Annotated in this window: 20 protein-coding genes; 7 read left to right on the top strand and 13 right to left on the bottom strand. The window is 72.9% G+C overall.

Annotated elements, in window-relative coordinates:
• Positions 1 to 12: 12 nt before the first annotated feature.
• From LG395_RS11795 to LG395_RS11765, 8 genes are all read right to left on the bottom strand, one after another.
• Positions 13 to 1,854, bottom strand: a complete 1,842-nt coding sequence (locus LG395_RS11795; protein ID WP_225809325.1) for a DUF3492 domain-containing protein — start codon at positions 1,852 to 1,854, stop codon at positions 13 to 15.
• A 250-nt stretch (positions 1,855 to 2,104) separates the two neighbouring features.
• Positions 2,105 to 3,742 (bottom strand): dipeptide ABC transporter ATP-binding protein, encoded by a 1,638-nt coding sequence (locus LG395_RS11790; RefSeq protein ID WP_225809324.1) that lies wholly within the window; start codon positions 3,740 to 3,742, stop codon positions 2,105 to 2,107.
• Positions 3,739 to 4,737 carry an ABC transporter permease gene (locus LG395_RS11785; RefSeq protein ID WP_225809323.1) on the bottom strand — a complete coding sequence of 333 codons (999 nt, stop codon included), beginning with the start codon at positions 4,735 to 4,737 and terminating at the stop codon, positions 3,739 to 3,741. Before LG395_RS11785 ends, LG395_RS11790 begins: the two co-directional genes overlap by 4 nt.
• A complete protein-coding gene (locus LG395_RS11780) occupies positions 4,734 to 5,768 on the bottom strand; it encodes an ABC transporter permease (RefSeq protein ID WP_171153043.1) in 1,035 nt (344 codons plus the stop codon). The genes LG395_RS11785 and LG395_RS11780 overlap by 4 nt, the downstream gene beginning before the upstream one ends.
• Before the next feature lie 4 nt (positions 5,769 to 5,772).
• A complete protein-coding gene (locus LG395_RS11775; protein ID WP_225809322.1) occupies positions 5,773 to 7,491 on the bottom strand; it encodes an ABC transporter substrate-binding protein in 1,719 nt (572 codons plus the stop codon).
• A gap of 192 nt (positions 7,492 to 7,683) precedes the next feature.
• The gene (locus LG395_RS41650; RefSeq protein WP_309550493.1) at positions 7,684 to 7,779 is read right to left on the bottom strand and encodes an Ms4533A family Cys-rich leader peptide; all 96 of its coding nucleotides are present in this window, start codon (positions 7,777 to 7,779) and stop codon (positions 7,684 to 7,686) included.
• A 57-nt stretch (positions 7,780 to 7,836) separates the two neighbouring features.
• Positions 7,837 to 9,333 (bottom strand): DUF3152 domain-containing protein, encoded by a 1,497-nt coding sequence (locus tag LG395_RS11770; protein ID WP_225809321.1) that lies wholly within the window; start codon positions 9,331 to 9,333, stop codon positions 7,837 to 7,839.
• Positions 9,334 to 9,341: 8 nt separating this feature from the next.
• Positions 9,342 to 10,340, bottom strand: coding sequence for an alpha/beta fold hydrolase (locus LG395_RS11765; protein ID WP_225809320.1), 999 nt, complete (start codon positions 10,338 to 10,340; stop codon positions 9,342 to 9,344).
• Positions 10,341 to 10,537: 197 nt separating this feature from the next.
• Between LG395_RS11765 and LG395_RS11760 the strand changes: the two genes are divergently transcribed.
• The 4 genes from LG395_RS11760 (at position 10,538) to LG395_RS11745 (ending at position 12,482) form a co-directional block, all read left to right on the top strand.
• Complete coding sequence (locus LG395_RS11760; RefSeq protein WP_171153051.1) at positions 10,538 to 10,780, top strand: Rv3202a family protein; 243 nt, start codon at positions 10,538 to 10,540, stop codon at positions 10,778 to 10,780.
• Between the two features lie 261 nt (positions 10,781 to 11,041).
• A complete protein-coding gene (locus tag LG395_RS11755) occupies positions 11,042 to 11,683 on the top strand; it encodes a TetR/AcrR family transcriptional regulator (protein ID WP_171153052.1) in 642 nt (213 codons plus the stop codon).
• A gap of 133 nt (positions 11,684 to 11,816) precedes the next feature.
• On the top strand, positions 11,817 to 12,044 hold the full coding sequence (locus tag LG395_RS11750) for a DUF3107 domain-containing protein (protein ID WP_212768354.1): 228 nt from the start codon (positions 11,817 to 11,819) through the stop codon (positions 12,042 to 12,044).
• A 168-nt stretch (positions 12,045 to 12,212) separates the two neighbouring features.
• Positions 12,213 to 12,482 carry a hypothetical protein gene (locus tag LG395_RS11745; protein WP_171153056.1) on the top strand — a complete coding sequence of 90 codons (270 nt, stop codon included), beginning with the start codon at positions 12,213 to 12,215 and terminating at the stop codon, positions 12,480 to 12,482.
• Between the two features lie 105 nt (positions 12,483 to 12,587).
• Here the strand turns inward: LG395_RS11745 and LG395_RS11740 are convergent, their stop codons facing one another.
• The gene (locus tag LG395_RS11740; protein ID WP_263982447.1) at positions 12,588 to 13,334 is read right to left on the bottom strand and encodes a ferritin-like fold-containing protein; all 747 of its coding nucleotides are present in this window, start codon (positions 13,332 to 13,334) and stop codon (positions 12,588 to 12,590) included.
• Positions 13,335 to 13,838: 504 nt separating this feature from the next.
• Between LG395_RS11740 and LG395_RS11735 the strand changes: the two genes are divergently transcribed.
• On the top strand, positions 13,839 to 16,598 hold the full coding sequence (locus LG395_RS11735) for a DEAD/DEAH box helicase (RefSeq protein WP_225809452.1): 2,760 nt from the start codon (positions 13,839 to 13,841) through the stop codon (positions 16,596 to 16,598).
• 164 nt (positions 16,599 to 16,762) lie between these two features.
• Entirely contained in the window at positions 16,763 to 17,686 is a 924-nt protein-coding gene (locus tag LG395_RS11730) for an alpha/beta fold hydrolase (protein WP_225809319.1), read from the top strand.
• Here LG395_RS11730 and LG395_RS11725 read toward each other — a convergent pair.
• Positions 17,683 to 18,588 (bottom strand): NYN domain-containing protein, encoded by a 906-nt coding sequence (locus LG395_RS11725; protein WP_225809451.1) that lies wholly within the window; start codon positions 18,586 to 18,588, stop codon positions 17,683 to 17,685. The genes LG395_RS11730 and LG395_RS11725 overlap by 4 nt on opposite strands.
• A gap of 217 nt (positions 18,589 to 18,805) precedes the next feature.
• On the opposite strand from LG395_RS11725, the gene LG395_RS11720 reads away from it, so the two are divergent.
• Positions 18,806 to 18,958, top strand: coding sequence for a DUF8834 family protein (locus LG395_RS11720; protein ID WP_171153060.1), 153 nt, complete (start codon positions 18,806 to 18,808; stop codon positions 18,956 to 18,958).
• A 73-nt stretch (positions 18,959 to 19,031) separates the two neighbouring features.
• On the opposite strand, the gene LG395_RS11715 is transcribed toward LG395_RS11720, so the two are convergent.
• The 3 genes from LG395_RS11715 to LG395_RS11705 form a co-directional block, all read right to left on the bottom strand.
• Positions 19,032 to 19,637, bottom strand: a complete 606-nt coding sequence (locus LG395_RS11715) for a MarC family protein (protein ID WP_225809318.1) — start codon at positions 19,635 to 19,637, stop codon at positions 19,032 to 19,034.
• A gap of 140 nt (positions 19,638 to 19,777) precedes the next feature.
• Complete coding sequence (locus LG395_RS11710; RefSeq protein WP_171153063.1) at positions 19,778 to 20,635, bottom strand: PHP domain-containing protein; 858 nt, start codon at positions 20,633 to 20,635, stop codon at positions 19,778 to 19,780.
• Positions 20,636 to 20,823: 188 nt separating this feature from the next.
• Positions 20,824 to 21,465, bottom strand: coding sequence for a DUF6758 family protein (locus tag LG395_RS11705; RefSeq protein ID WP_171153065.1), 642 nt, complete (start codon positions 21,463 to 21,465; stop codon positions 20,824 to 20,826).
• Between the last annotated feature and the right edge of the window lie 72 nt (positions 21,466 to 21,537).

Here is a 21,537-nt window from a genome sequence, read left to right as displayed (position 1 = left end):
CGTCCAGCTCGCTCATCGGGCGCCCTCCGTCGCCAGCGGGGTCGCCCGGACCGGGGTGTTCGTGGCCCAGGTGGGCAGGCCACGGGGGAGGACGCGGGGGGTGGGGCCGGTCCAGTGGCCGGGGACGTGGGACTCGGCGGGGGCGGCGAACGGCAGGGGTTCACCGGACTCGTCCAGGACCACGCGGCGGACCGGGCAGTGCGAGAGGATCTCCAGGTAAATGCCGTGAAATGCCGTGATGTTCTGCTCAACGGTGAACAGTTCCAGTGCCCGGGCGCGCGCGGCGGCACCGAGGCGCTCACGGCGCTCGGGGTCGCGCAACAGGGCCAGGCACGCCTCGGCGAGCGCCCTGGGGTTGCGCGGTGGGACGACCAGTCCCGTGCCTCCGATGACCTCCACCACCGCGCCCACGTCCGTGGAAACGGTGGCCCGGCCGCAGAACATCGCCTCGACGAGGCTGATCGGGAAGCCCTCCACGACGCTGGAGAGGACGACGACCGCGCCGGCGGCGTAGGCGTCGGGCAGCGCCGGGACGTCGGGGCCGCCGATCTCCTCGAAGGAGACGGGGTTCTCGCCCACGGCGTGCGCGCCCTCCGCCTCGTCCGGGAACAGCTGCGCGGCGAGCGCCCGGCAGTGGCCCAGGTAGGTTCCGCCCTCGGGGCCGGAAGGTGTGCCGACGATCCGCAGACGGGCCTCGGGCTCGTCCTTGCGCACCTCCGCGAAGGCGTGCAGCAGCGACACCAGGTCCTTGGCGGGGTCCACGCGTCCCACCCAGACCAGGGTGTGCGGGTCCGCCCGGTCCGGGGACTCGCCGACCTCGGTGAACCGGTCGGCCGGCATGCCGGGGTACACCGTGCGGACACGGGACCGGTCGGCGCCACAGCGCTCCTGCCAGCGGCGGGCGTGGGCGTTGCCCGGGGTGAGGATCTCGGCCCTTCGGTACACCTCGGCGGCGAGCCGGCGGTGGAGGGCGCCGAGCAGGGCGCGTACGGCGGGGGTGGCGGTGTCGGGGCCGAGGGTCAGGTAGTGCGAGCGGAGGTGCACGCCGTACTCGGTGACCAGCAGCGGCACGCCGGAGAAGTGCCGGGCGAGGAGGCCGCAGAGGGCGGCGGGGCCGCCGGAGGTGGCGTGGCAGAGGTCGGCCCCGCCGAGGCCGTCGTCGCCGTACCAGTCGAGGGACAGGGGGCGCAGGGCGCGTTCGAGGTACGCGGCGACGGTGAGCAGGTCGGGTACGCGCGCCTCGCGCGCCGTGCGCAGCGCCCGGGGGGCGCGACAGGCGTGTTCGAGCGCGTGCACGGCCGCGTCGGAACGCAGGGCGCCGATAAGTCCGCCTTCCTCGCGGGCGAGTTCGGCGAGCGCGTACAGGGCGCTGCCGAAACGGTCCGCCAGATCGGCGGAAGCATCCTGCGAGCGGATGTCCGACGCGTGCCCGGACCCGGCCCCGGACCGGCGCGAGGCCCCGGCCACGGTGCCCCCCGCGGACCCGGCACCGGCCGCGACGCCCCCGGCGCGCATAGCCCCGGCCCCGTCGCCGGCTGCGCCCCCGACGCCCTCTCCGTCGCCCCCGGCGCACACCGCGGCCACCAGTTCCCCGTAGCACTCGGCGAAGCGCCGGCGTGCGCGCCGTCCATAGGCGACCCCGTCGTCCGCGGCCGTCCACAGCGGCGCCGTGCGCACCCGGCTGACCTGCGGTGGGAGCGGAACACAGCCCTCGGCCTCCTGGTGCGGGCCGCGGCTGAGCGCGTAGACGTCGAACTCGTGCTGGTCGAGTCCCCGCACGAGCCGGTCGCACCAGAGCATGGCGTCACCGCCCACATAGGGATAGCCACCCTCGGTAAGCAGTCCTACGCGCACGTGTGCACCCCCGATCTCCCGTCTGGGGAGCCGCCGTTGTCCTGACGGCTCGCAGCGGGACGAACGTAAGGGGACAAGGCGGTGGTGCGACGGACGGTTGTCCGTCGCACCACCAAAAGGGGTGAACGGTCGTAACTTTCGCGTGCGGGTCGCGTTCCGTCGCGCTAAGAGACCAGACAGTGATCGTCCGAGCGTGAAACGTTACGCCGAGGCCGTGGCGGCCGGCGTCGGCCGCCACGGTGCCGCACCGTTACACCACCGCCGGCCGGCGCCGGTCGGCGCGCCGCCGGGCCGCCAGTTCCGGGTCGAGCGCGGGTACGGCGGCCAGGAGCTGCTTGGTGTAGGGCTCGCGGGGGCTGTCGTACACCTCGTCGGCGGGCCCGTACTCGACGAGCCGGCCGCGCCTCATCACCGCGACCCGGTCGCTGACCTGGCGGACGACGGCGAGGTCGTGCGCGATGAAGACCAGCGCGAGGCCGAGTTCCCGCTGGAGTTCGCCGAGCAGGGCGACCACCTGCGCCTGCGTCGTGACGTCGAGCGCGGAGACGGGCTCGTCGCAGACGATGGCGCGCGGGTCCGCGGCGAGCGCCCGCGCGATGCCGATGCGCTGGCGCTGTCCGCCGCTGAACTCGTGCGGGTACCGGTCGTAGTGCGCCCGTTCGAGCCCGACGCGCTCCAGGAGTTCGGCCACGCGCTCCCGGATGTGCTCCTCGTCCCGTTCGCCGCGCGCGCGGAGCGGGTCGGCGATGGACTCACCCACGCTGCGGCGGGGGTTGAGGGAGGAGACGGGGTCCTGGAAGACCATCTGGACGGACGGGTCCACGCCGGTGTGGGGGCGTCCCTCGTAGCGGATCTCCCCGGCGGTCGGCTCCAGCAGCCCGACGAGCATGCGGCCGAGCGTGGTCTTGCCGCTGCCGCTCTCGCCGACCACGCCGAGGGTCTCCCCGCGCCGGACGGTCACCGAGACGTCGTCCACGGCCGCGAACGCCCCCTTGCCGCGTCCGAACTCGCGCCGCACGCCGGTGGCCTCCAGCACGACCTCGTCGCCGGCCGGGGAGCCGGTGCGGCGGGCGTCCACGCGCGGGACGGCTTCGAGCAGTTCCCGGGTGTACGGCTCGGCGGGTGCGGTGAGGATCGTGCCGACCGGGCCGCGCTCGACGGCCCGGCCGTGCCGCATGACGAGGACGTCGTCCACGGACTCGGCGGCCACACCCACGTCGTGGGTGACCAGGAGCAGGCCCATGCCGGTCTCCTCGCGCAGCCCGTGCAGCAGGTCGAGGATCTGCGCCTGGACGGTGACGTCGAGGGCGGTGGTCGGCTCGTCGGCGATCAGCAGGTCGGGTTCGCAGGCGAGGGCCATGGCGATGAGGGCGCGCTGGCGCATGCCGCCGCTGAACTCGTGCGGCCGGGACCGGGACCGGCGGGCCGCGTCCGGGATTCCGACCCGTTCCAGAACCTCGACGGCACGCGCGCGTGCGGCACGGCGCGACACGCGCGTGTGGACGCGGTGGACCTCGGCGATCTGGTCGCCGATGGCGTAGTACGGGTCGAGCGAGGACAGCGGGTCCTGGAAGACCATGGCGGCCCTGGCGCCGCGCAGCCGGCGCAGCTCCTCGTCGGAGGCCGCCTGTACGTCGGTGCCGGCCACCCGCACCGAGCCGCCGATCCGGGCTCCGGTGCCCCGGTGCAGGCCCAGCAGGGCGCCCGCGACCGTGGACTTGCCGGAGCCGGACTCGCCGACCAGGGCCAGGGCGGCGCCCTTCGCCAGGCGGAAGGAGAGCCCGTCGACGGCGCGCAGGGCACCGAACTCGACGGTCAGGTCCGACACCTCCACCAGGCTGTCGTCCGCCGCCGCCGGGCTCGTGTCCGCCGTTTCCACCAGGCTCATGCGAGCACCACCCGTCGGTCGGCCACCGCGTACAGGACGTCCGCGACGGCGTTGGCGAGGACCACGAAGAAGCCGGTCACCAGGACCATGCCGACGACCACCGGCAGGTCGACGACCTTCACCGCGTGCACCAGCTCCTGGCCGATGCCGGGCAGGCCGAAGAGGGTCTCGGTGAGGACGGCGCCACCGACGGCGGAGCCCACGTTGTTGGCGTTCAGCGCGATCACGGGCGCGAGGGCGCCGCGCAGGGCGTGCCGGCCGACGACGGAGCGCTCCGCGACGCCGTACGCGCGGAAGGTGCGGATGTGGTCCTCGGCGAGGGTCTCCAGCATGGACGCGCGGGTGAGGCGGGCGAAGGCCGCCGCCTCGATCAGGGCGAGCGAGAGCCAGGGCAGCAGGAGGTTCCACGCCCACTGCTCGGGATCGTCCGTGAAGTTCACGTACTGCGGGAAGGGCAGCAGTCGCAGCTGGCCGCAGACGACGATCATCAGCACGAGGCCGATGACGAAGACGGGCGTGGCCGTGCCCGCGAGGGTGACGGCGGTCAGCACGCGCTCGGAGACCCGGCCGCGTCGCCAGGCGGACAGCACTCCGGTGCCGATGCCGAGGAGGAGCCACAGCACCATGGCGCCGACGACCAGCGACACACTGACCGGCAGCTTCGCCAGGATGATGTCCAGGACCTGCTGGTCGGTCTGGTACGACTGCCCGAGGCAGGGCGCGGCGCAGTGCTCGACCGAGGTGCCCGTGGAGAAGTCCTGGCCGACGAACAGTCCCTGGAGGAAGTGCCAGTAGCGCAGGTAGAGGGGGTCGCCCAGCTTGAGCTGCTCGGCGACCTGGTGCACCTGCTCCGGAGAGCAGCGCGGGCCGCAGGTGATCTGGGCGACGTTGCCCGGAGTGACGTAGAAGACGACGTAGACGATCACCGAGATGGCCAGCAGGGTGACGACGGCGCCGGCGGTACGGCGCAGCAGGAATCCGCCGAAGCCGCTCATGCGGAGGCCTCCTTCTCGGTCGCGTGCCCGGCCGCGGTCCCGGTCCCGGTGGCGGCCTTGCGGCCGGTGCCGACGCGCAGGCGGGAGGCGGCGCGCGGGTCGAGGGCGGTGCGCACGCCGTCGCCGAGGACGGTGAGGGCGAGGACGGTGACGAACAGGGCGCCGGCCGGCAGGAGCAGGTACTGGGGTGCCGCCTGGTACCAGACGTCCGCGGCGGTCAGCATCTGGCCCCAGGACGGGGTGGGCGGCTTCACGCCGACGCCGAGGAAGGACAGCGCCGCCTCGACGGAGATGTTCGCGGGCACCAGCAGCGCGGCGTACGTGATGACGGGCGCGGCGAGGCCGGGCAGGAGTTCGCGCCGGGCGATCCGCCAGGTGCCCCAGCCGCTCAGCCGGGCGGCGGAGACGTAGTCGAGGCCCTTCAGGGAGAGGGTCTGGGCGCGCACGATCTTCGCGATGGTGCCCCAGGCGATCAGACCGATGACCAGGGTCACCAGGACCGGCCGGGGGAAGCTGGAGGGCACGATGGCCAGCAGTGCCAGCGACATGATCATCAGGGGCATCGAGACGATGATGTCCGTGATCCGGCTCAACAGTTGATCAACCCAACGGTTGCCGAGCGCGGCGGCCACGCCGACCGCGACGCCGATGGCGACCTGGACCACCGTGGCGGCGAGCGCCACGCCCAGCGAGACCCGGGCGCCGTAGACCAGCCGGGCGAACATGTCGCGTCCGGTCTGCGGTTCGACACCCAGCCAGTGGTCGGCGCTGACGCCGCCGAAGGAGCCGATGGGCACGCCGCCGCGCGCGGAGTCGATCAGGGTGGGGTGGTAGGTGGTGGGGTCCTGGCCCTCCAGCGCGGTGAGCAGCGGCGCGGCGAGCGCGACCAGGACGAGCAGCGCGACGACGGCCGCGGCGACCAGGGCGGCGCGCTGCGCCCGCAGCCGCCGCCAGAACTGACGTGCCCCCGAGACCGCCGGGACGGAGGTGCCCGTCCCGGCGGTCTCGACGACGGCAAGTGCCTCGCTCACGGTGCTACTTCACCGCGACCTGGGAGATGTCCAGGACGCCGGTCCAGTCGCTGATGACGATGTTCTTGACGTCCTTGCCGTACAGGCGCTTGTACACCGGGTGGAACAGCGGCACGACGAGGGCCTTGTCGCCGATCTTCTTGTCCAGAGCGCCCCAGCGCTGGGCCGCGGCGTCAAGGTCGGTCAACTTGTTGATCGCGTCAATCTCGTCATTGACCGACTTGTCGTTGAGCTGGCCCGTGTTGAAGTTCGCTCCGTCCTTGACGATCTGCCGGCCGTCGAAGATGGGGGCGAGGAAGGGACCGCCGGAGGGCCAGTCGGCACCCCAGTGGGCGAGGAAGAGACCGGGCTCGGTCTTCACGCTGTGGATCTTGTCCCGGTAGTCGTTGTCCTCCAGGCCCTGTAGCTTGACCGTGATGCCGGCCTTCTTGAGCGCGTCCTGGACGGCGGTGGCGATCTCCGGGCTGGTCTCGAAGTCCTTGCTGTTGGAGTGGGTCAGCGTGATCGTGAGGCCGTTCGCGTGGCCGGCCTGCTTCAGCAGTTCCCTGGCCTTCGCGGGGTCGCCGGACTTGCCCGCCGGGAAGGGGTCGTACGGCGTGTAGCCGAAGGACTTCTGGTTCGGCAGGAACGTGGTGGCGGGCTCGGCGAGGGCGCTGCCGCCGGCCGCGTTGACCACGGAGGACCGGTCGATGGCGTACGCGACGGCCTGGCGCACCATGGGGTCGTCGAACGGCTTCACCTTCGGGTTGAAGGCGAGGTAGTTCGTGTAGCCGAAGTGGCCGGTGCCCACGCGCGCGGCCAGCTCCTTGTCGCCGGTCACCTTGGCGAGTTCGGCCGGGCCGAGGTTGGTGTCCGTGGTGACGGCGGCGGCGTCCGCACCCTGGGACGCGGACAGCCGCTGGTTGATCACCGAGGAGTCGAGGCCGGAACGCACGTCGATGCGGTCCGGGTACGCCTTGCGCTCCTGGTCCGTCGCCGCCGACCAGTGCGTGTTGCGCTCCAGGACGAGGTGCTCGCCGTCGTTCTCGTTCTTGACGACCTTGTACGGACCGGACGAGACCGGGTGCGACTCGTACTTGGTGCCCGTGTCCTTGCTCCGCGGCACCGGGGTGAACTGCGTCTGCGTGGCGAGGTACGGGAACTCGCCCTCGGGCTTGTTCAGATGGAAGACGATCGTCCGGGAGTCCGGCGTCTCGATCGCGGACAGGCCCTTCTTGTCCTTGTACGGCCCCTGGTAGTCGGCGGCGCCGACCAGCCAGTCCCGCAGGTAGGGGGCGCCGCCGGACAGCTCGGGGGCGAAGGAGCGCTCGACGCCGTACTTGATGTCGGCCGAGGTGATCGGCGTGCCGTCCTCGTACGTCAGCCCCTTCTTCAGGGTGTACGTCCACACGGTCGCGTCCTTGTTGGGGCGCCCGGTGTCGGTGGCGAGGTCGGGGACGACCTTGGCGCCGGCCGCGCCGTTCTCGCGGTTGCGGGTGGTGAGGGTGCGGAACACCAACGAGGGAACGTTTCCGCCACCGGAGGTGTACAGGCGCGCGGGGTCGAAGTCCGACTGCGGCTGTGAGTTCAGGACCGTGAGCGTGCCGCCCTTGTGGGGCGTGGAGTCGCCACCGGAACCCTTGGCATCGTTGTCCTCCGGGCCGCAGGCGGCGGCGCCCGCTGCCACGACCAGGCTGACGGATGCCACTGCCACGCGGCGCGCTATGACGGACGGTTGACGCATCGGAATGACGACCTCTCGGGGTGACGTGGTGGGGCTCGTCGAGGTTTTTCTCGACTGCTGAGACATGTGGACGAGGAGTGAGACGTCTGCGGACAGACGTCGCCCCCGGCGCCGGGTCGTCGAAAAAGTCCGTGACGCGGTCACGGACGAGAAGGAGGAGAAGGTCGCGACGCGAACGCCGGGGAGGCGGCGTCAGCGACAGTGGATGTCGGCCACGCAGAGTGCGGTCACGCCGATGAGCGCCAGCTCGATGGCGGCGCTGCTGCAGACGGCATGACTAGACCACATGGGCAGAAATATGGACGACCCATGAGGCTGATGTCAATGTGACGTATGCGGCGCTTGTCAACTGGCGGGGTAGGGCCAGGGGTTGGGCCGGCAGTGGATCCCGTCGTGGTCCAGGAACTTGGTCTGCTGCTGCATGACGGGCGCCAGCTCGCCGTCCTTCTGGCAGCTGACGTGTCCGTGGCCGAGCCGGTGGCCGACCTCATGATTGATCAACATCTGCCGGTACGCATGGATCCGGTCACCGTACGTCTTGCTTCCCTGAGCCCACCGGTACGCATTGATCATGACGCGTTCGGTCGCGGCCGAGTCGCAGGAAACGTTGTCCTGCGTGGTGTCCAGGCCCGACTTGGCACACCACGTCGCCGTGGTGCCGGGGCTGGCCAGCGTGATCACGAAGTCCGGCTCGCCGGAGGAGATCCGCTCGAAGGTACGGGCGCCGCCGTGGGCCCAGCTGCGCTTGTCGTTCAGGGTCCGCTGCACGGCCTCGGCGAACAGCGCGCCGTCCAGTCCCAGCCCCTCCTCGACGTCGACGCGGTACCGGTACTTCCGGCCCGTGCCGGGCGCCTTGTCGGACCCCGGCACGGCCTCGAACTTCCCCGGGCCCTTCAGCGTGGCGTCGAGCGGGTACGTCCGGCCCATCTTCTGGTCGTACGTCAGTGTCACCGCGCTCGGTGCGGCGGAGGGCGCCGGCCCACCCGGCAGGTCCCCCGGGAGACGCGCCTCACCGGCCGTGCCGGCGGCCGGCCGCGACCGCGCGCCGGTGCCGTCCTGCCCCTTGGTCACCTGTCCGGCGACGACCACCGCGAGCACGGTGGTGACGGCGGCCGCCGCGATGCCGGTGAACGCCCACCCCCTGGTCCCGCCGCGCTGCGCGGGCACACCGGCGCCCGGCGCGGGACTGACGGCGTTCCCGGTGTCCCGCGGGCCGTCTCCGGAGCCGCCGGAGCCGTCGAAGGCCTCCAGGTACTCCTGCCGGGGCCCGGAGCGGCGCCGTGCCCCGCCCGGACCCGGAGCACCCGGTTCCGCCTGCCGCTGCCGGGGCAGCACCACACCGGGCCCACCGGTGCCGGACCGCCGCCCGGGCAACTCGCCCCAGCCGCCACCGGCTTCCCACTGCTCGGGATGCCCGCCCCGCGCTCCGCGAGCCGACGCGCCACCGGCGAGCCCCGGCGCGCCGTGGGCGGGAGTGCCGTCGGCAACCCTCGGCACACCCCCGGCCGGGGTCGCGTCGGCAGCCCGCGGAACCCCGCGGGCCGGGGTACCGCCGGCAGCCCTGGGCACACCGCGCGCCGGGGTGCCGTCGGCGGCACGGGGCGCACCGGCGGGGCCGCCCCCCGGCAGCCGGACCGCGCCACCGCCGGCGCCCCGGTCGCCGCTGTTTCCCCGGTCGCCTCCGTCGAGCCGGCCGGCCCTGTCGAGACCGTCGCCCCTGTCACCCTCCGAGCGCGCCCCGCGCTCGTCCTCGGAGCGCGCACCGCGCCGCTCCCCCCGCCGTGCGGCTATGTCCGCGGAGTCGCCCTTCGGGGCCGGTCCGCGGCGGCTGTGACGTCCCACCCCGGACCTCAGCTCCTCGTGTCCGTGACGGCCGGGCGGCCGGCCTCGCCGGCGCCGGCCGTCTGCGTCAGCAGTTCGCGGACGGCGCCCGCCACCACGCCGGGGTACTCCATCATCGCCACGTGCCCGGCGTCCGGCAGGGACAGCAGCCGGGAGTCGCGGAAGGCCCGGGCGGCCTTGCGCGCCATGCGGAAGCCGACGAGCTGGTCCCGGCCGCCGTAGATCAGCAGCGTGGGGGCCAGCACCCGCTCGGCCTGGCGCCACAGCCCGTGCTGCCCGCCGAGCGTGTAGGCGCTCACGATCCCGCGCGCGGAGCGGGTCATGGCGTCCCAGAAGTACGGAAGGCGCTGGCGCCGTTCCAGTTCCTCCACGGCGTAGCGGAACGCCTCCGGCGAGACCCGGCCCGGGTCGCCGTAGCAGAGCGCCATGACACCGCGTACGCGCTGCTCCGCCGTCCACTGCCTGGTGAGCCGGGTGAACAGCGCGGCGATGCCCGGGACGCCGAGCAGGGCGGTCGGCACCGCGCTGCGCTGCACCCGCAGTTCGGGCAGGGCGGGCGAGACGAGCGTGAGCGTGCGGACGAGGTCGGGCCGTACGGCGGCGACGCGCGTGGCGACCGCGCCGCCGAGCGAGTTGCCGAAGAGGTGGACCGGGCCGCGGCCGGCCGCGTCGAGGTAGCGGATCACCGCGCGCGCGTGGCCGGTGACGGAGTAGTCGCCGTCGTCCGGGGGCGGGGAGTCCCCGAAACCCGGGAGGTCGAGGGCCTCGCCGTCGACGACGCCGTCCAGTTCCGCCATGAGCGACGACCAGTTCTGCGAGGAACCGCCCAGCCCGTGGACGTACAGGGCGGGCGGCAGGTCCTCGCGCGCGGGGGGCCGGGAGCGGACCGTCAGGGTGACGCCGGGCAGACCCACGGACCGCAGCCGCTCGCCTTCGCCGACCCGGACGGGCGCCACCCTGGGAAGCACACTGGCGGCCGGCACGGAGGGCGACTCGGTCGAAGACATGCGGCAATGTTACGAGGTGATCACGTCACGGTTGATGTGTTCGCCGTCACAGACTGAACCGGCCGGATCCGGAGAACCAGGCACCGAACGGGCCCGACGGCATGGCGTCCGGATCAGCCGTCTCCTAGTCTCGTACAGAGGGCACCCGCGTGTGGCCCCTGTCGCTACCAGGGACGTTCGTAGGAAGGGAGCCCACCATGGCCTATGACCCCACCGAGCCCGACGCGATCGAGGACATCGAGGACATCAAGGACCTGGAGGCCGACGCGGCAGTGGAGAGGGACGTCGAGGCGCCCGAGGTGGACGCCGCCGAGCAGCACACGGACATCGCGCCGGACCGTGACGACCCGCTGACGGGCGTGGACCCGTACCGGGGGAACGAGGCCGATCTCGTCGAACAGGCGCGCGTGGTCTCGCTCGACGAGGACGACTACCGCTAGCCGCGCGGAGGACGGCCACCGCCGCGCCGGGAAGGGGCACCGCCGCCCCGAAGAGGGCCACCGTCCGCGCGGGGCGACGGGGGCCGGGCGCTGACCTCGCAGGACCGCGCGGGCGCCGCCCGGTCCCGGTCGGCGGGCCGAACGGCTTTCGCCACCCGTCCGGTACGTGAAATTCTGCGCTCGCACCGCGCACACCACGGTTACCGAAAAGTACGATGGCCGCGCGGCCTACACCGCATGTGGACGACTTTGGGAGGCGGCGTGACAGCCATCGAGCAAACTGAGGCGGCGCGCCCACGGGGCACGCGTCTGCCGCGCCGAGCCCGGCGGAACCAGTTGCTGGGCGCCGCTCAGGAGGTTTTCGTCGCGCAGGGCTACCACGCGGCGGCGATGGACGACATCGCCGAGCGGGCCGGCGTGAGCAAGCCGGTGCTCTACCAGCACTTCCCCGGCAAGCTCGACCTCTACCTCGCCCTGCTGGACCAGCACTGCGAGTCGCTGATCCAGGCGGTGCGCAGCGCGCTCGCGTCGACGACCGACAACAAGCAGCGCGTCCGGGCGACGATGGACGCCTACTTCGCCTACGTCGAGGACGACGGCGGCGCCTTCCGTCTGGTCTTCGAGTCGGACCTGACGAACGAGCCCGCGGTGCGCGAGCGCGTGGACAAGGTCACCAACGAGTGCGCCGAGGCGATCTGCGACGTCATCGCCGAGGACACCGGCCTCTCCCGCGCGGAGTCCATGCTGCTCGCCTCCGGTCTCGGCGGACTCGCCCAGGTGGTCGCCCGCTCCTGGCTGCACAGCGACCGCAGTGTGCCGCGCGACCAGGCGGTGCAGCTGCTGGCCTCGCTGGCCTGGCGCGGCATCGCCGGTTTCCCGCTGCACGGCAGTGAGCACCACTGACGCCGTTTGTTCCCGCGCGGTGTTCGCTCCTGGCGTTCCGGCCCGCAGCGTGTACGCCCCCTCACCGGGCTAATGTGTGCAGCGTAGGGCGCGGAAGATCGCGCACATCACTGACCGTCGGAGGGACATAGCCGTGGAGGTCAAGATCGGCGTGCAGCACGCGCCCCGCGAGATCGTTCTGGAGAGCGGTCAGAGCGCCGAGGAGCTCGAGCGCGTGGTGGCCGAGGCGCTGACGGGCAAGACGGGACTGCTCAGCCTTCAGGACGAGAAGGGCCGCAAGGTCCTCGTGCCGACGGACCGTCTGGCGTACGTGGACATCGGCGAGCCGACCGTACGCAAGGTCGGTTTCGGCGCGCTCTAGTCCGCAGTCGTGAGAAGGGCCCGGCGGCCGTGTGCCGCCGGGCCCTTCCGCGTGACGTGCACACGGATGGAGCACAGGTCCCTCACAGGGCAGGATTGCAATCCGCAGGTCACGGGTAAGACGGGCTACGACCGTCGAGCCAGACCGGCCGTGGGAGGGACCCCCGACATGATCCTCGAAGCACTCGGCTCCGCCGTGCTCGGTCTGCTCCTCGCGTGGGCGGCGGCCCAGCGCCTCGCCCACCGGCTGCCGGCCCGCCCGCTGGTGTACTGCACGGGCATCGCCGGAGCCCTCTTCGGGGACTTCGTCACCCACACCGCCCTGGGCCCCGGCACGGCCCTGCTCAGCCTCCTGGGCGCCGCGGTCATCTCGGTCGCGTCCCTGTCCCTGCTCCTGCGCCCCGCGGGCCGCCTGCGCCGCCGATCAGCGACGGCGTGAGGACGGTGCGCGAAGAGCGCGGGAAACCGCGCGGGCGACCGGGCCACGACGCACCCGGAGCCGCGCGACTCCGCTCGGCACGCCGCGACCGCTCCCGCCGAAGCGCTACGCCGCCAGGCCCAGCGCGGCCATCCGCTTCGTGTGCGCCTCGGTGATCCGCGAGAACATCCTGCCGACCTCGGCGAGGTCGAACCCGTCGGCGACCCCGCCCACGAGCATCGTCGACAGCGCGTCCCGGTCGGCGACCACCCGCTGGGACTGCGACAGCGCCTCCCCCATCAGCCGCCGCGCCCACAGCGCCAGCCGGCCGCCCACGCGCGGGTCGGCGTCGATGGCGGCCCGCACCTTCTCCACCGCGAACCCGGCGTGCCCGGTGTCGTCGAGGACGGCGAGCACCAGCTCGCGCGTGTCCGAGTCGAGCCGGGCCGCGACCTCGCGGTAGAAGTCGCTCGCGATCGAGTCGCCGACGTACGCCTTGACCAGGCCCTCCAGCCAGTCCGATGGCGCGGTCTGCCGGTGGAAGCCGTCGAGCGCGGCGACGAACGGGTCCATCGCGGCCGTGGGCTCCTCGCCGATCTCGGTCAGCCGGTTCCGCAGCCGTTCGAAGTGGTGGAACTCGGCCGAGGCCATCTTCGCCAGCTCCGCCTTGTCCGCGAGGGTCGGCGCCAGCTTGGCGTCCTCCGCGAGCCGCTCGAACGCCGCCAGCTCCCCGTACGCGAGAGCGCCGAGCAGATCCACGACCGCGGCGCGGTACTGCGGGTCGGCGGACGCCTGCGCCCAGTCCTGGGCGGCGACACCGGTGGGTTCGGCGGGTGCGGCGGACGCGTTCTCAGGCTTGTCAGAGCTAGTCATGAGGCGCACAATAGCCCGCTCCACGCCCTGCTCAAGCCCTGGTCAACGAGTGTGACCACGACTACGTGACCAAATCGGCCATCGCGTGTGCGCGATTCCGGGGTATGGTGGTAATGCGCCTGCCAGAGTGCGTCGACGATGCTCGACGTGTCGCGACAGGCCGCACGCATGAGGATGCCCGGTCGGTGGCCCGATCGGCTCCGACCCGACAGCCCTCCAAGGCCGTACGGCAGTGACCGTACGACGGCAGGAGGGAACCCTCAGCGGTACGAGCGCTAGAGCGTCGGCAGAGGTCCCGTGTCATACGGCTTGCCCGAGTGGCTCGTCCGTACGGCAGCCGACGTCCCCGGCACGGTCAGACATGACCCCCGCTCGCTCGCCTCGCACCGCGCACACAGAAGAGGCAGCACCCTGACTACGACGTTTCGAGAACTCGGAATCCTCCCCGAGACCGCCGAGGCCCTGGAGGCCGTCGGCATCACCACCCCCTTCCCCATCCAGGAGATGACACTCCCCGTCGCCCTCTCCGGCACGGACGTCATCGGCCAGGCCAAGACCGGCACCGGCAAGACGCTGGGCTTCGGTCTTCCGCTCCTGGAGCGCGTCACCGTCCCCGCCGACGTCGAGGCCGGACGCGCCACCCCCGAAGACCTCACGGACGCCCCGCAGGCGCTCGTCGTCGTCCCCACGCGCGAGCTGTGCACCCAGGTCACCAACGACCTGCTGACGGCCGGCAAGGTCCGTAACGTGCGCGTGGTCGCGATCTACGGCGGCCGGGCCTACGAGCCCCAGGTGGAGGCCCTGAAGAAGGGCGTCGACGTGGTCGTCGGCACCCCGGGCCGCCTGCTCGACCTCGCGGGCCAGAAGAAGCTCGACCTGAAGCACGTCAAGTGCCTGGTCCTCGACGAGGCCGACGAGATGCTCGACCTGGGCTTCCTGCCCGACGTCGAGAAGATCGTCAACATGCTGCCGGCCAAGCGCCAGACGATGCTGTTCTCGGCCACGATGCCGGGCGCGGTCATCGGTCTCGCCCGCCGCTACATGTCCCGGCCCACGCACATCCGCGCCACCGCGCCGGACGACGAGGGCGTCACGGTCGCGAACATCAAGCAGTTCGTCTACCGCGCGCACAACATGGACAAGCCGGAGATGGTCGCCCGCATCCTCCAGGCCGAGGGCCGCGGACTTGCGATGATCTTCTGCCGTACCAAGCGCACGGCCGCCGACATCGCCGAGCAGCTCCAGCGCCGCGGGTTCGCCTCCGGCGCGGTCCACGGCGACCTCGGCCAGGGCGCCCGCGAGCAGGCCCTGCGGGCCTTCCGCAACGGCAAGGTCGACGTCCTCGTCTGCACCGACGTCGCCGCGCGCGGCATCGACGTCGAGGGCGTGACCCACGTCATCAACTACCAGTCCCCCGAGGACGAGAAGACGTACCTGCACCGCGTCGGCCGCACCGGCCGCGCGGGCGCCAAGGGCACGGCGATCACGTTCGTCGACTGGGACGACATCCCGCGCTGGCAGCTGATCAACAAGGCGCTGGAGCTGGACTTCAACGACCCGGTGGAGACGTACTCGAGCTCCCCGCACCTGTTCTCCGACCTTGGTATCCCCGAGGGCACCAAGGGCACCCTGCCGCGCTCCGCGCGGACCCGCGCCGGGCTGGACGCGGAGGTGCTGGAGGACCTGGGCGAGACCGGCGGACGCGGCGGCGGTCGCGGTCGGGGCGGCCGCGGTGGCCGCGCCGAGTCGGCCCCGGCCGAGCCCGAGCGTCCGGCGCGTACGCCGCGCCGCCGTCGGCGCACCCGCGGTGGCGCCGTGCTGGACGCCTCCCCGGCCGCGCCGGCCGTGGAGACCTCCGGTGAGGAGACGCCGGGCGCGACCCGCACCCCGCGCCGCCGTCGCCGTACGCGCGGCGGAGCGTCGGCGGAGCCGGTGACGGCAGCCGCCACGCCGACGACGGCCCCTGAGGCCGCCGTCGAGACGGTGACCACGGCCGAGGGCCCCGCGGCCCTCGACACCCCGGAGAAGCCGCGCCGCCGCCGCACCCGCCGGCCGGCCGCGACCGAGTCCCAGGTGACCGAGTCCTCGGTGACCGACTCCGCCGTGGCTCCGGCCGAGGCCGTGCCCCCGGCGACCGGGCAGACGGTGGACAAGACCCCGGTGGCCGAGCCCGTCACCGCACCGGTGACCGCGGACAACCCCGTGACGGAGCCCGTCGCCGAGGCCGCCCCGGCCGCGGAGACCAAGCCGCGCCGTCGCACCCGCAAGGCGGCCGAGCCGGCCACCCCGGCGGAAGCGGCGCTGGACGCGGCCGAGGCCGCCGAGGCCAAGCCGCGCCGGACCCGCAAGACCGCCGCCGCACCGGAGGCCCCCGAAGCGGAGGCCGAGGCCAAGCCGCGCCGCACGCGGAAGACCGCGGCTGCCCCCGAGGCCGCCGTCGACACCGCCGAGGCCACGGAAGCCAAGCCGCGCCGCACGCGCAAGGCCGTGGCTGCCGCGCCGGAGGCGGCCGAGGCCGCCGAGGTGAAGCCCCGCCGCACCCGCAAGGCGGCGGAGCCGGCCACGCCCGACGCTCCTGAGGCCGAGGCAGAGGTCAAGCCGCGCCGCACGCGGAAGACCGCGGCTGCCGCCGAGGCCGCCGTCGACACCGCCGAGGCCACCGAGGCCAAGCCGCGCCGCACCCGCAAGGCCACGGCTGCCGAGCCGGAGACGGCCGAGGCAGAGGTCAAGCCGCGCCGCACGCGCAAGACCGCCGCCGCCGCAACGGCCGCCGTCGACACCGCCGAGGGCACGGAAGCCAAGCCGCGCCGCACGCGCAAGGCCGCGGCTGCCGCCGAGGCCGCCGAGGCCAAGCCTCGCCGCACCCGCAAGACCGCCGCCGCCGCGCCGGAGGCCCCCGAAGCGGAGGCCGAGGCCAAGCCTCGCCGCACCCGCAAGGCCACGGCCGCCGCGCCGGAGACGGCCGAGGCCGCCGAGGTGAAGCCCCGCCGCACGCGGAAGACGGCTGTCGCCGCCGTGGACGCGGTCGACGGGGAGGCGGTCACCGCTCCCAAGGCCCGGCGGACCCGCAAGGCGGCCGAGCCGGCCACCCCGGAGATTCCGGCGCAGGCCACCGAGGAGCCCGAGGTCAAGCCGCGGCGCCGGACCCGCAAGACCGCGGCGTCCGCCGCCGAGGCGGCCGGTGCCGGTGAGGGCGTCGAGACGACGCCGAAGCCGCGCCGGACCCGCAAGGCCACGGCGGCCGTGGAGGCTCCCGAGGCCTGATCCCGCGTGCGATGGCCGGGTTCACGACAGTGGACCCGGCCATCGGCGTTTCCGGAGGGACCCGGCGCCACCCCGTGCTTCGGCCGCTCCGCGCCCCGCGCCGTCCTCCCCCGCCCGCCCGCTCCCGGTCAGCCGGCCCCGCCCCCTGCCGATAACCTCTCCCCATGAGCAGGCCCCCCACCTTCGTCCCGCCCCCCGGTGCCCGCGCGTACCGCCTTCGGACGGCGCGCGGTGAGTTCGCCGTGGTCGACGCGCCCGTGGCCGTCGGTGTCGAGCCGAAGGGCGTCGCGCTGCTGTTGCCGGGGTTCACCGGCAGCAAGGAGGACTTCAACCCGCTGCACGTGCCGCTCGCCGAGCGCGGATACCGGACCGTCGCCGTGGACGGGCGGGGACAGTTCGAGTCGGACGGACCGGCGACGGACGAGGCCGCCTACGCGCAGGAGGAGTTGGCGCGGGACGTGCTCGCGCAGGCGGAGGCGATCGGCGGCCCGGTGCATCTGCTGGGCCACTCCCTCGGCGGCCAGATCGCGCGCGCGGCCGTCCTGCTCGATCACACACCCTTCCTGTCGTTCACCCTGATGGCCTCGGGCCCGGCACAGATCTCCCCGCACCAGCAGGAGCGCGTGAAGCTGCTCCGGGACGCGCTCGCGGTGCTGAGCATGGCGGAGGTGTGGGAGACCATCCAGGCGATGGAGCCGCCGGAGGAGACGCAGACCCCGGCGCTCGACGCGGGCCTGGACGACCGGGCCGACCTGCGGCGCCGCTGGCTGGGCACCAAGCCGGCGCAACTCCTCGCCACCGGCCGCCAGTTGTGCACGGAGCCGGACCGGGTCGCCGAACTGGCGGCCGTACCGCTGCCGTTCCACGTGCTGTCGGGTGCGCGGGACGACACCTGGCCGCTGCCGCTGCTCGACGACATGGCGGTGCGGCTGGAGGCGCGCCGGACGGTGGTCGGGGGCGCCGAGCACTCCCCCAACACCGACCGCCCGCTGGACACGGCCCGCGCGCTCGCCGACTTCTGGGACGGCGCCGCACCGGGCCCCGTACGGCAGGAGGAACGTCCAGGTCCCGCGGACGACAGGGCCTAGTACTGCGACTGCAGATGGTCCCAGAACCCGTCCCTGAGCGCCCGTCGCAGGTCCGCCTGGCCGCGCAGGGAGTACTGGAGCAGTTCCTCGGCCTCGACCAGCAGGTCCTGGTCGACGGAGCCGGGCAGATACGGGTGGCCGGGGAACAGCTCGACCATCGCGTCGCGGCCCCGGGAGGCGAGCCATCGTGCCGCGATCTGGGCGCCGACGAACCGGACGTCCTCGCGGCTGGGGCGGGCCCCGCCGGCGGGCTCGAACGCGGCGGCCGTGCGCCGGGAGACGTACGGCTTGAAGAACTGCAGGTCGAAGGTGCGCTGGCTGTCGACCTCCCAGAGCAACGGCTCGGCCTGGTTGCGGCCTTCGGGCGCCTCGATGCCCCAGAGGTGGACGCGGGCGCCGTAGCCCTGGGCCGCCTCGACCGCCGAGACCAGGTCCTCGTCGCCGCCGAGGAGGGCGGCGTCGCTGATCGCGCGGTGCCGCGCCAGTGACTCCAGGTCGGTCCGGATCAGCGAGTCGACGCCCTTCTGCTGGTTGTTGGCGTTGAGGTTGCCGAGGCGGACCTTGACGTCGGGCAGTTCGGCGATGACCTGCTGCTCCGCGGTGTGGATGCGGCGCCGGGCGCCGTCGTACCAGTAGACGCGCAGCAGCCGGCTGTCCGCGAAGATGGTGCGCGCCTTGTCGATGAGGGCGTCGATCAGGCCCTCGGCGTCCAGGTCGAAGGCGCGGCGGTCCTCGGTCCCGGCGACCAGCCGGCCGACGGCCGCGTACAGGTAGCCCGCGTCGACGAAGATCGCATGGGTCGAGGGCGTCTTGGCCACCTCGGCGAGCATGCGTTCCAGCAGCTCGTTCGTGCGGTCGATACGGGCACCGAGGCCGGCCAGGTCGTCGTTCATCGCCTCCATTGTCCCGGTGGTCACACTGCGGACACAACCGGTCCCGGTGGGTCCCGCCCGTCTCCGCCCATGTCGCTTACCGGTCGGTAATTAGTTGTTCGAAAATTTTCTTTAGCGTAGGGAATGTTCGTAACAAGCGGGGCGTTGACTACGTACGACGCTGGATACACCAGAGGTCACACGAAGTAGTTCTCCGCAGGAGGATGACCAGACGAAGGGAGAAGCCATGCGCTTCGAGATCATGCGACTCGACGAGGTCGACGGCACCGCCGTGGACAGCACCGTCGTGGACGCCGCCTCCGTCAACCGGATCGTTCAGCAGGCCGCCGCCGTAGGGCAGCGCCTGTGGATCCGCCCGGCCGAGACCCCGGCCTCGTAACCCGCACACGGGCGCCCCGGGTACGGGCCCGTCCGTCACTCAAGCTTTCCGGGGGAGCCGAGCCGCCGACGGCTCAGTTCCCCCGGATCACCTGAGTGACCCCGTTGATGATCTGCTGCACGGCGATCGCGGAGAGCATCATGCCCGCGAGCCGCGTCACCAGGACGACACCGCCGTCCTTGATGACCCGGATGATCAGCAGCGAGTAGCGCATCACCAGCCACAGCACCACGTGGATCGCGAGGATCGCGGACCACACCGAGAGCTGTGACGACACGCTGTCGGCCTTCTGCACGGCCAGGATGACGGACACGATCGCACCGGGCCCCGCCAGCAGCGGCATGCCCAGCGGTACGAGCGCCACGTTGACGTCCTTGGTCTGCTGGGGCTCGTCGTTCTTGCCCGTCAGCAGGTCCAGCGCGATCAGCAGGAGCAGCAGCCCGCCCGCGATCATCAGGGCGGGCACGGACACATGCAGGTAGTCCAGGATCTGGTGGCCGAGGACGCCGAAGACGGCGATGACCCCGCCCGCCACGCAGACGGCCTGGAAGGCCATCCTCCGCTGCACCTTGGCCGGCCGCCCGGCGGTCAGGGCGAGGAAGATCGGGGTGATCCCAGGGGGATCCATGATGACGAAGAGGGTCAGGAACAGCGAGCCGAAGACGGCGATGTCGAACATGGGGAAGGTACAGGCCTTGCGGGAAGAGGAACTACGGGCGTGAGGCGGTCCGGACCGCGGGCATGAGGCGGTACGGAGCGCGGGTGTGAAGCAGTACGAAGCGCGGATGTGAAGCGGTACGGCGGGCCGGGCCCGGGGCCTCAGGCTCCGCCGGTCCCCGGCACCGGGAACGCGCCCGTCGCCCGCCGGGTGATCTCCCCGTACACCTCGGGGTCGGTCGTGAAGGCGCCGAGCGCCACGGTCTTGCGGCTGCCGTGATAGTCCGAGGACCCCGTGACCAGCAGCCCCAGCTCCTTCGCCAGGCCCCGCAGGCGGTCCCGGGCGTCGGCGTCGTGGTCCATGTGGTCGACCTCGATGCCGTCCAGGCCGGCCTCGGCCATCTCCGCGATCCGGGACTCCGGCACGGTACGGCCGCGCTTGGCGGCGGCCGGGTGAGCGAACACGCTGACCCCGCCCGCGGCCTTGACCAGCCGGATCGCCTCGAAGGGGTCGGTCTCGTGCTTCTCCACGAAGGCCCGTCCGCCGTCGGCCAGCCACTCCTCGGTGAACGCGTCGCCCACTGTCGGTACGACACCCAGCTCGACCAGCGCGGAGGCGACGTGCGGGCGCCCCACCGACCCTCCGGCGGCGATCCGCTCGACCTGCTCCCAGGTGACCGGCACGCCCAGCGCGTTCAGCTTGGCGACCATGCCCTTGGCCCGCGGCACCCGGTCGTCCCGGACCAGCTCGCGCTCGGCGAGCAGGGCGGGCTCCTCGGGGTCGAAGAGGTAGGCCAGCAGGTGCATCGAGACGCCGTCGACCCGGCAGGACAGCTCGGCCCCGGTGACCAGCGTCAGCCCCTCGGGCAGCGCGCCGATCGCCTCGCCGTACCCCCGCGTGGTGTCGTGATCGGTCAGCGCGACGACGTCCAGGCCGGCGGCGGCGGCGTTCCGCACCAGCTCGGCGGGGCTGTCCGTACCGTCGGAAGCCGTGGAGTGACAGTGCAGGTCAATGCGCACGACAACTCCAGAACACCGGCGGAAGCAAGGGGACACCCAAGGATAACGGTGTTTTCGACTCCGTCTGTCACACCCGAAACCACTGCGCACCCCCTACCGCGGCCTCAGGGGCGCGGGGAACGGCGCGACAGGCCGCGGCGCACCCGCAGCAGCGCGCCCGCGGAACCCGGCACCCCCCTCCCTGGGCGCTACGGCTGGAGCAAGCGCGGCGACAACGCCCCGCAGGGCACCAGGTCCAGCTCCGCCCCCGCCTCCCGCAGGTCGGTCAGCACCAGCTCGTCGTACATGAGCAGACCGGACTGCTCGGGCCACATGACCGCCCACAGCCACATCCCCAGCGCCTCGCCGGCGAAGACGGCACGGTCGTCCGGGGTGCGGTAGACGTGCCAGAGCGGGGTGGGGCGGCCGGCGGCCAGCACCTTGGCCTCCGGTGGCTTCTCCACGTTCATGTACGACCCCGGGTCCGGGCCGTCGATGCCCGCGTAGTGCGCGCCCAGGCCGACGCCCAGCTCCTCGGCGATCAGGATCAGCTCGCCCGGCCCGCCGAGCGGTCCGGGACCGGAGCAGGCCACCGCGGTCGCCCGGCCGCCGCTGCGGTCGTCGCCGGCGTACGCCACACCCGTGAACAGCCAGCCGACCGGCAGCGGCCACGGCATCCACACCGGCACCTGCGTGCGGTGCACGACGACGTTGAGCGCCTCGACGCTGGGCGGGATCACGGGCTGCAGCGGATACACCGTGCCGTGCACGTCGCACTGCCACGCGTCGGCGAAGAGTCCGGGAGCCCTGACCCGGCCACCGCACCTCGGGCAACTGGGTTCGCCCCTCATAGGGCTCCACGGTCCTACCCCTGCCCGCCCACGTCAAGGACGATCACCCGTCCGGACCGAAGAGCCCTCCCG

This window comes from Streptomyces spinosus (assembly GCF_020400655.1).
GTDB classification, from domain to species: Bacteria; Actinomycetota; Actinomycetes; order Streptomycetales; family Streptomycetaceae; genus Streptomyces; species Streptomyces argyrophylli.
The sequence above is the reverse complement of the archived record's forward strand: the minus strand, read 5'-3'. Positions and strand labels throughout refer to the sequence as shown.

Bases quoted from the DNA above. Each gene is read 5' to 3' on its own strand.
- LG395_RS11790 (WP_225809324.1), bottom strand. From the start codon at position 3,742: ATGAGCCTGGTGGAAACGGCGGACACGAGCCCGGCGGCGGCGGACGAC.
- LG395_RS11785 (WP_225809323.1), bottom strand. From the start codon at position 4,737: ATGAGCGGCTTCGGCGGATTCCTGCTGCGCCGTACCGCCGGCGCCGTC.
- LG395_RS11775 (WP_225809322.1), bottom strand. From the start codon at position 7,491: ATGCGTCAACCGTCCGTCATAGCGCGCCGCGTGGCAGTGGCATCCGTC.
- LG395_RS41650 (WP_309550493.1), bottom strand. From the start codon at position 7,779: ATGTGGTCTAGTCATGCCGTCTGCAGCAGCGCCGCCATCGAGCTGGCG.
- LG395_RS11765 (WP_225809320.1), bottom strand. From the start codon at position 10,340: ATGTCTTCGACCGAGTCGCCCTCCGTGCCGGCCGCCAGTGTGCTTCCC.
- LG395_RS11760 (WP_171153051.1), top strand. From the start codon at position 10,538: ATGGCCTATGACCCCACCGAGCCCGACGCGATCGAGGACATCGAGGAC.
- LG395_RS11745 (WP_171153056.1), top strand. From the start codon at position 12,213: ATGATCCTCGAAGCACTCGGCTCCGCCGTGCTCGGTCTGCTCCTCGCG.
- LG395_RS11740 (WP_263982447.1), bottom strand. From the start codon at position 13,334: ATGACTAGCTCTGACAAGCCTGAGAACGCGTCCGCCGCACCCGCCGAA.
- LG395_RS11735 (WP_225809452.1), top strand. From the start codon at position 13,839: ATGACACTCCCCGTCGCCCTCTCCGGCACGGACGTCATCGGCCAGGCC.
- LG395_RS11730 (WP_225809319.1), top strand. From the start codon at position 16,763: ATGAGCAGGCCCCCCACCTTCGTCCCGCCCCCCGGTGCCCGCGCGTAC.
- LG395_RS11725 (WP_225809451.1), bottom strand. From the start codon at position 18,588: ATGGAGGCGATGAACGACGACCTGGCCGGCCTCGGTGCCCGTATCGAC.
- LG395_RS11720 (WP_171153060.1), top strand. From the start codon at position 18,806: ATGCGCTTCGAGATCATGCGACTCGACGAGGTCGACGGCACCGCCGTG.
- LG395_RS11715 (WP_225809318.1), bottom strand. From the start codon at position 19,637: ATGTTCGACATCGCCGTCTTCGGCTCGCTGTTCCTGACCCTCTTCGTC.
- LG395_RS11705 (WP_171153065.1), bottom strand. From the start codon at position 21,465: ATGAGGGGCGAACCCAGTTGCCCGAGGTGCGGTGGCCGGGTCAGGGCT.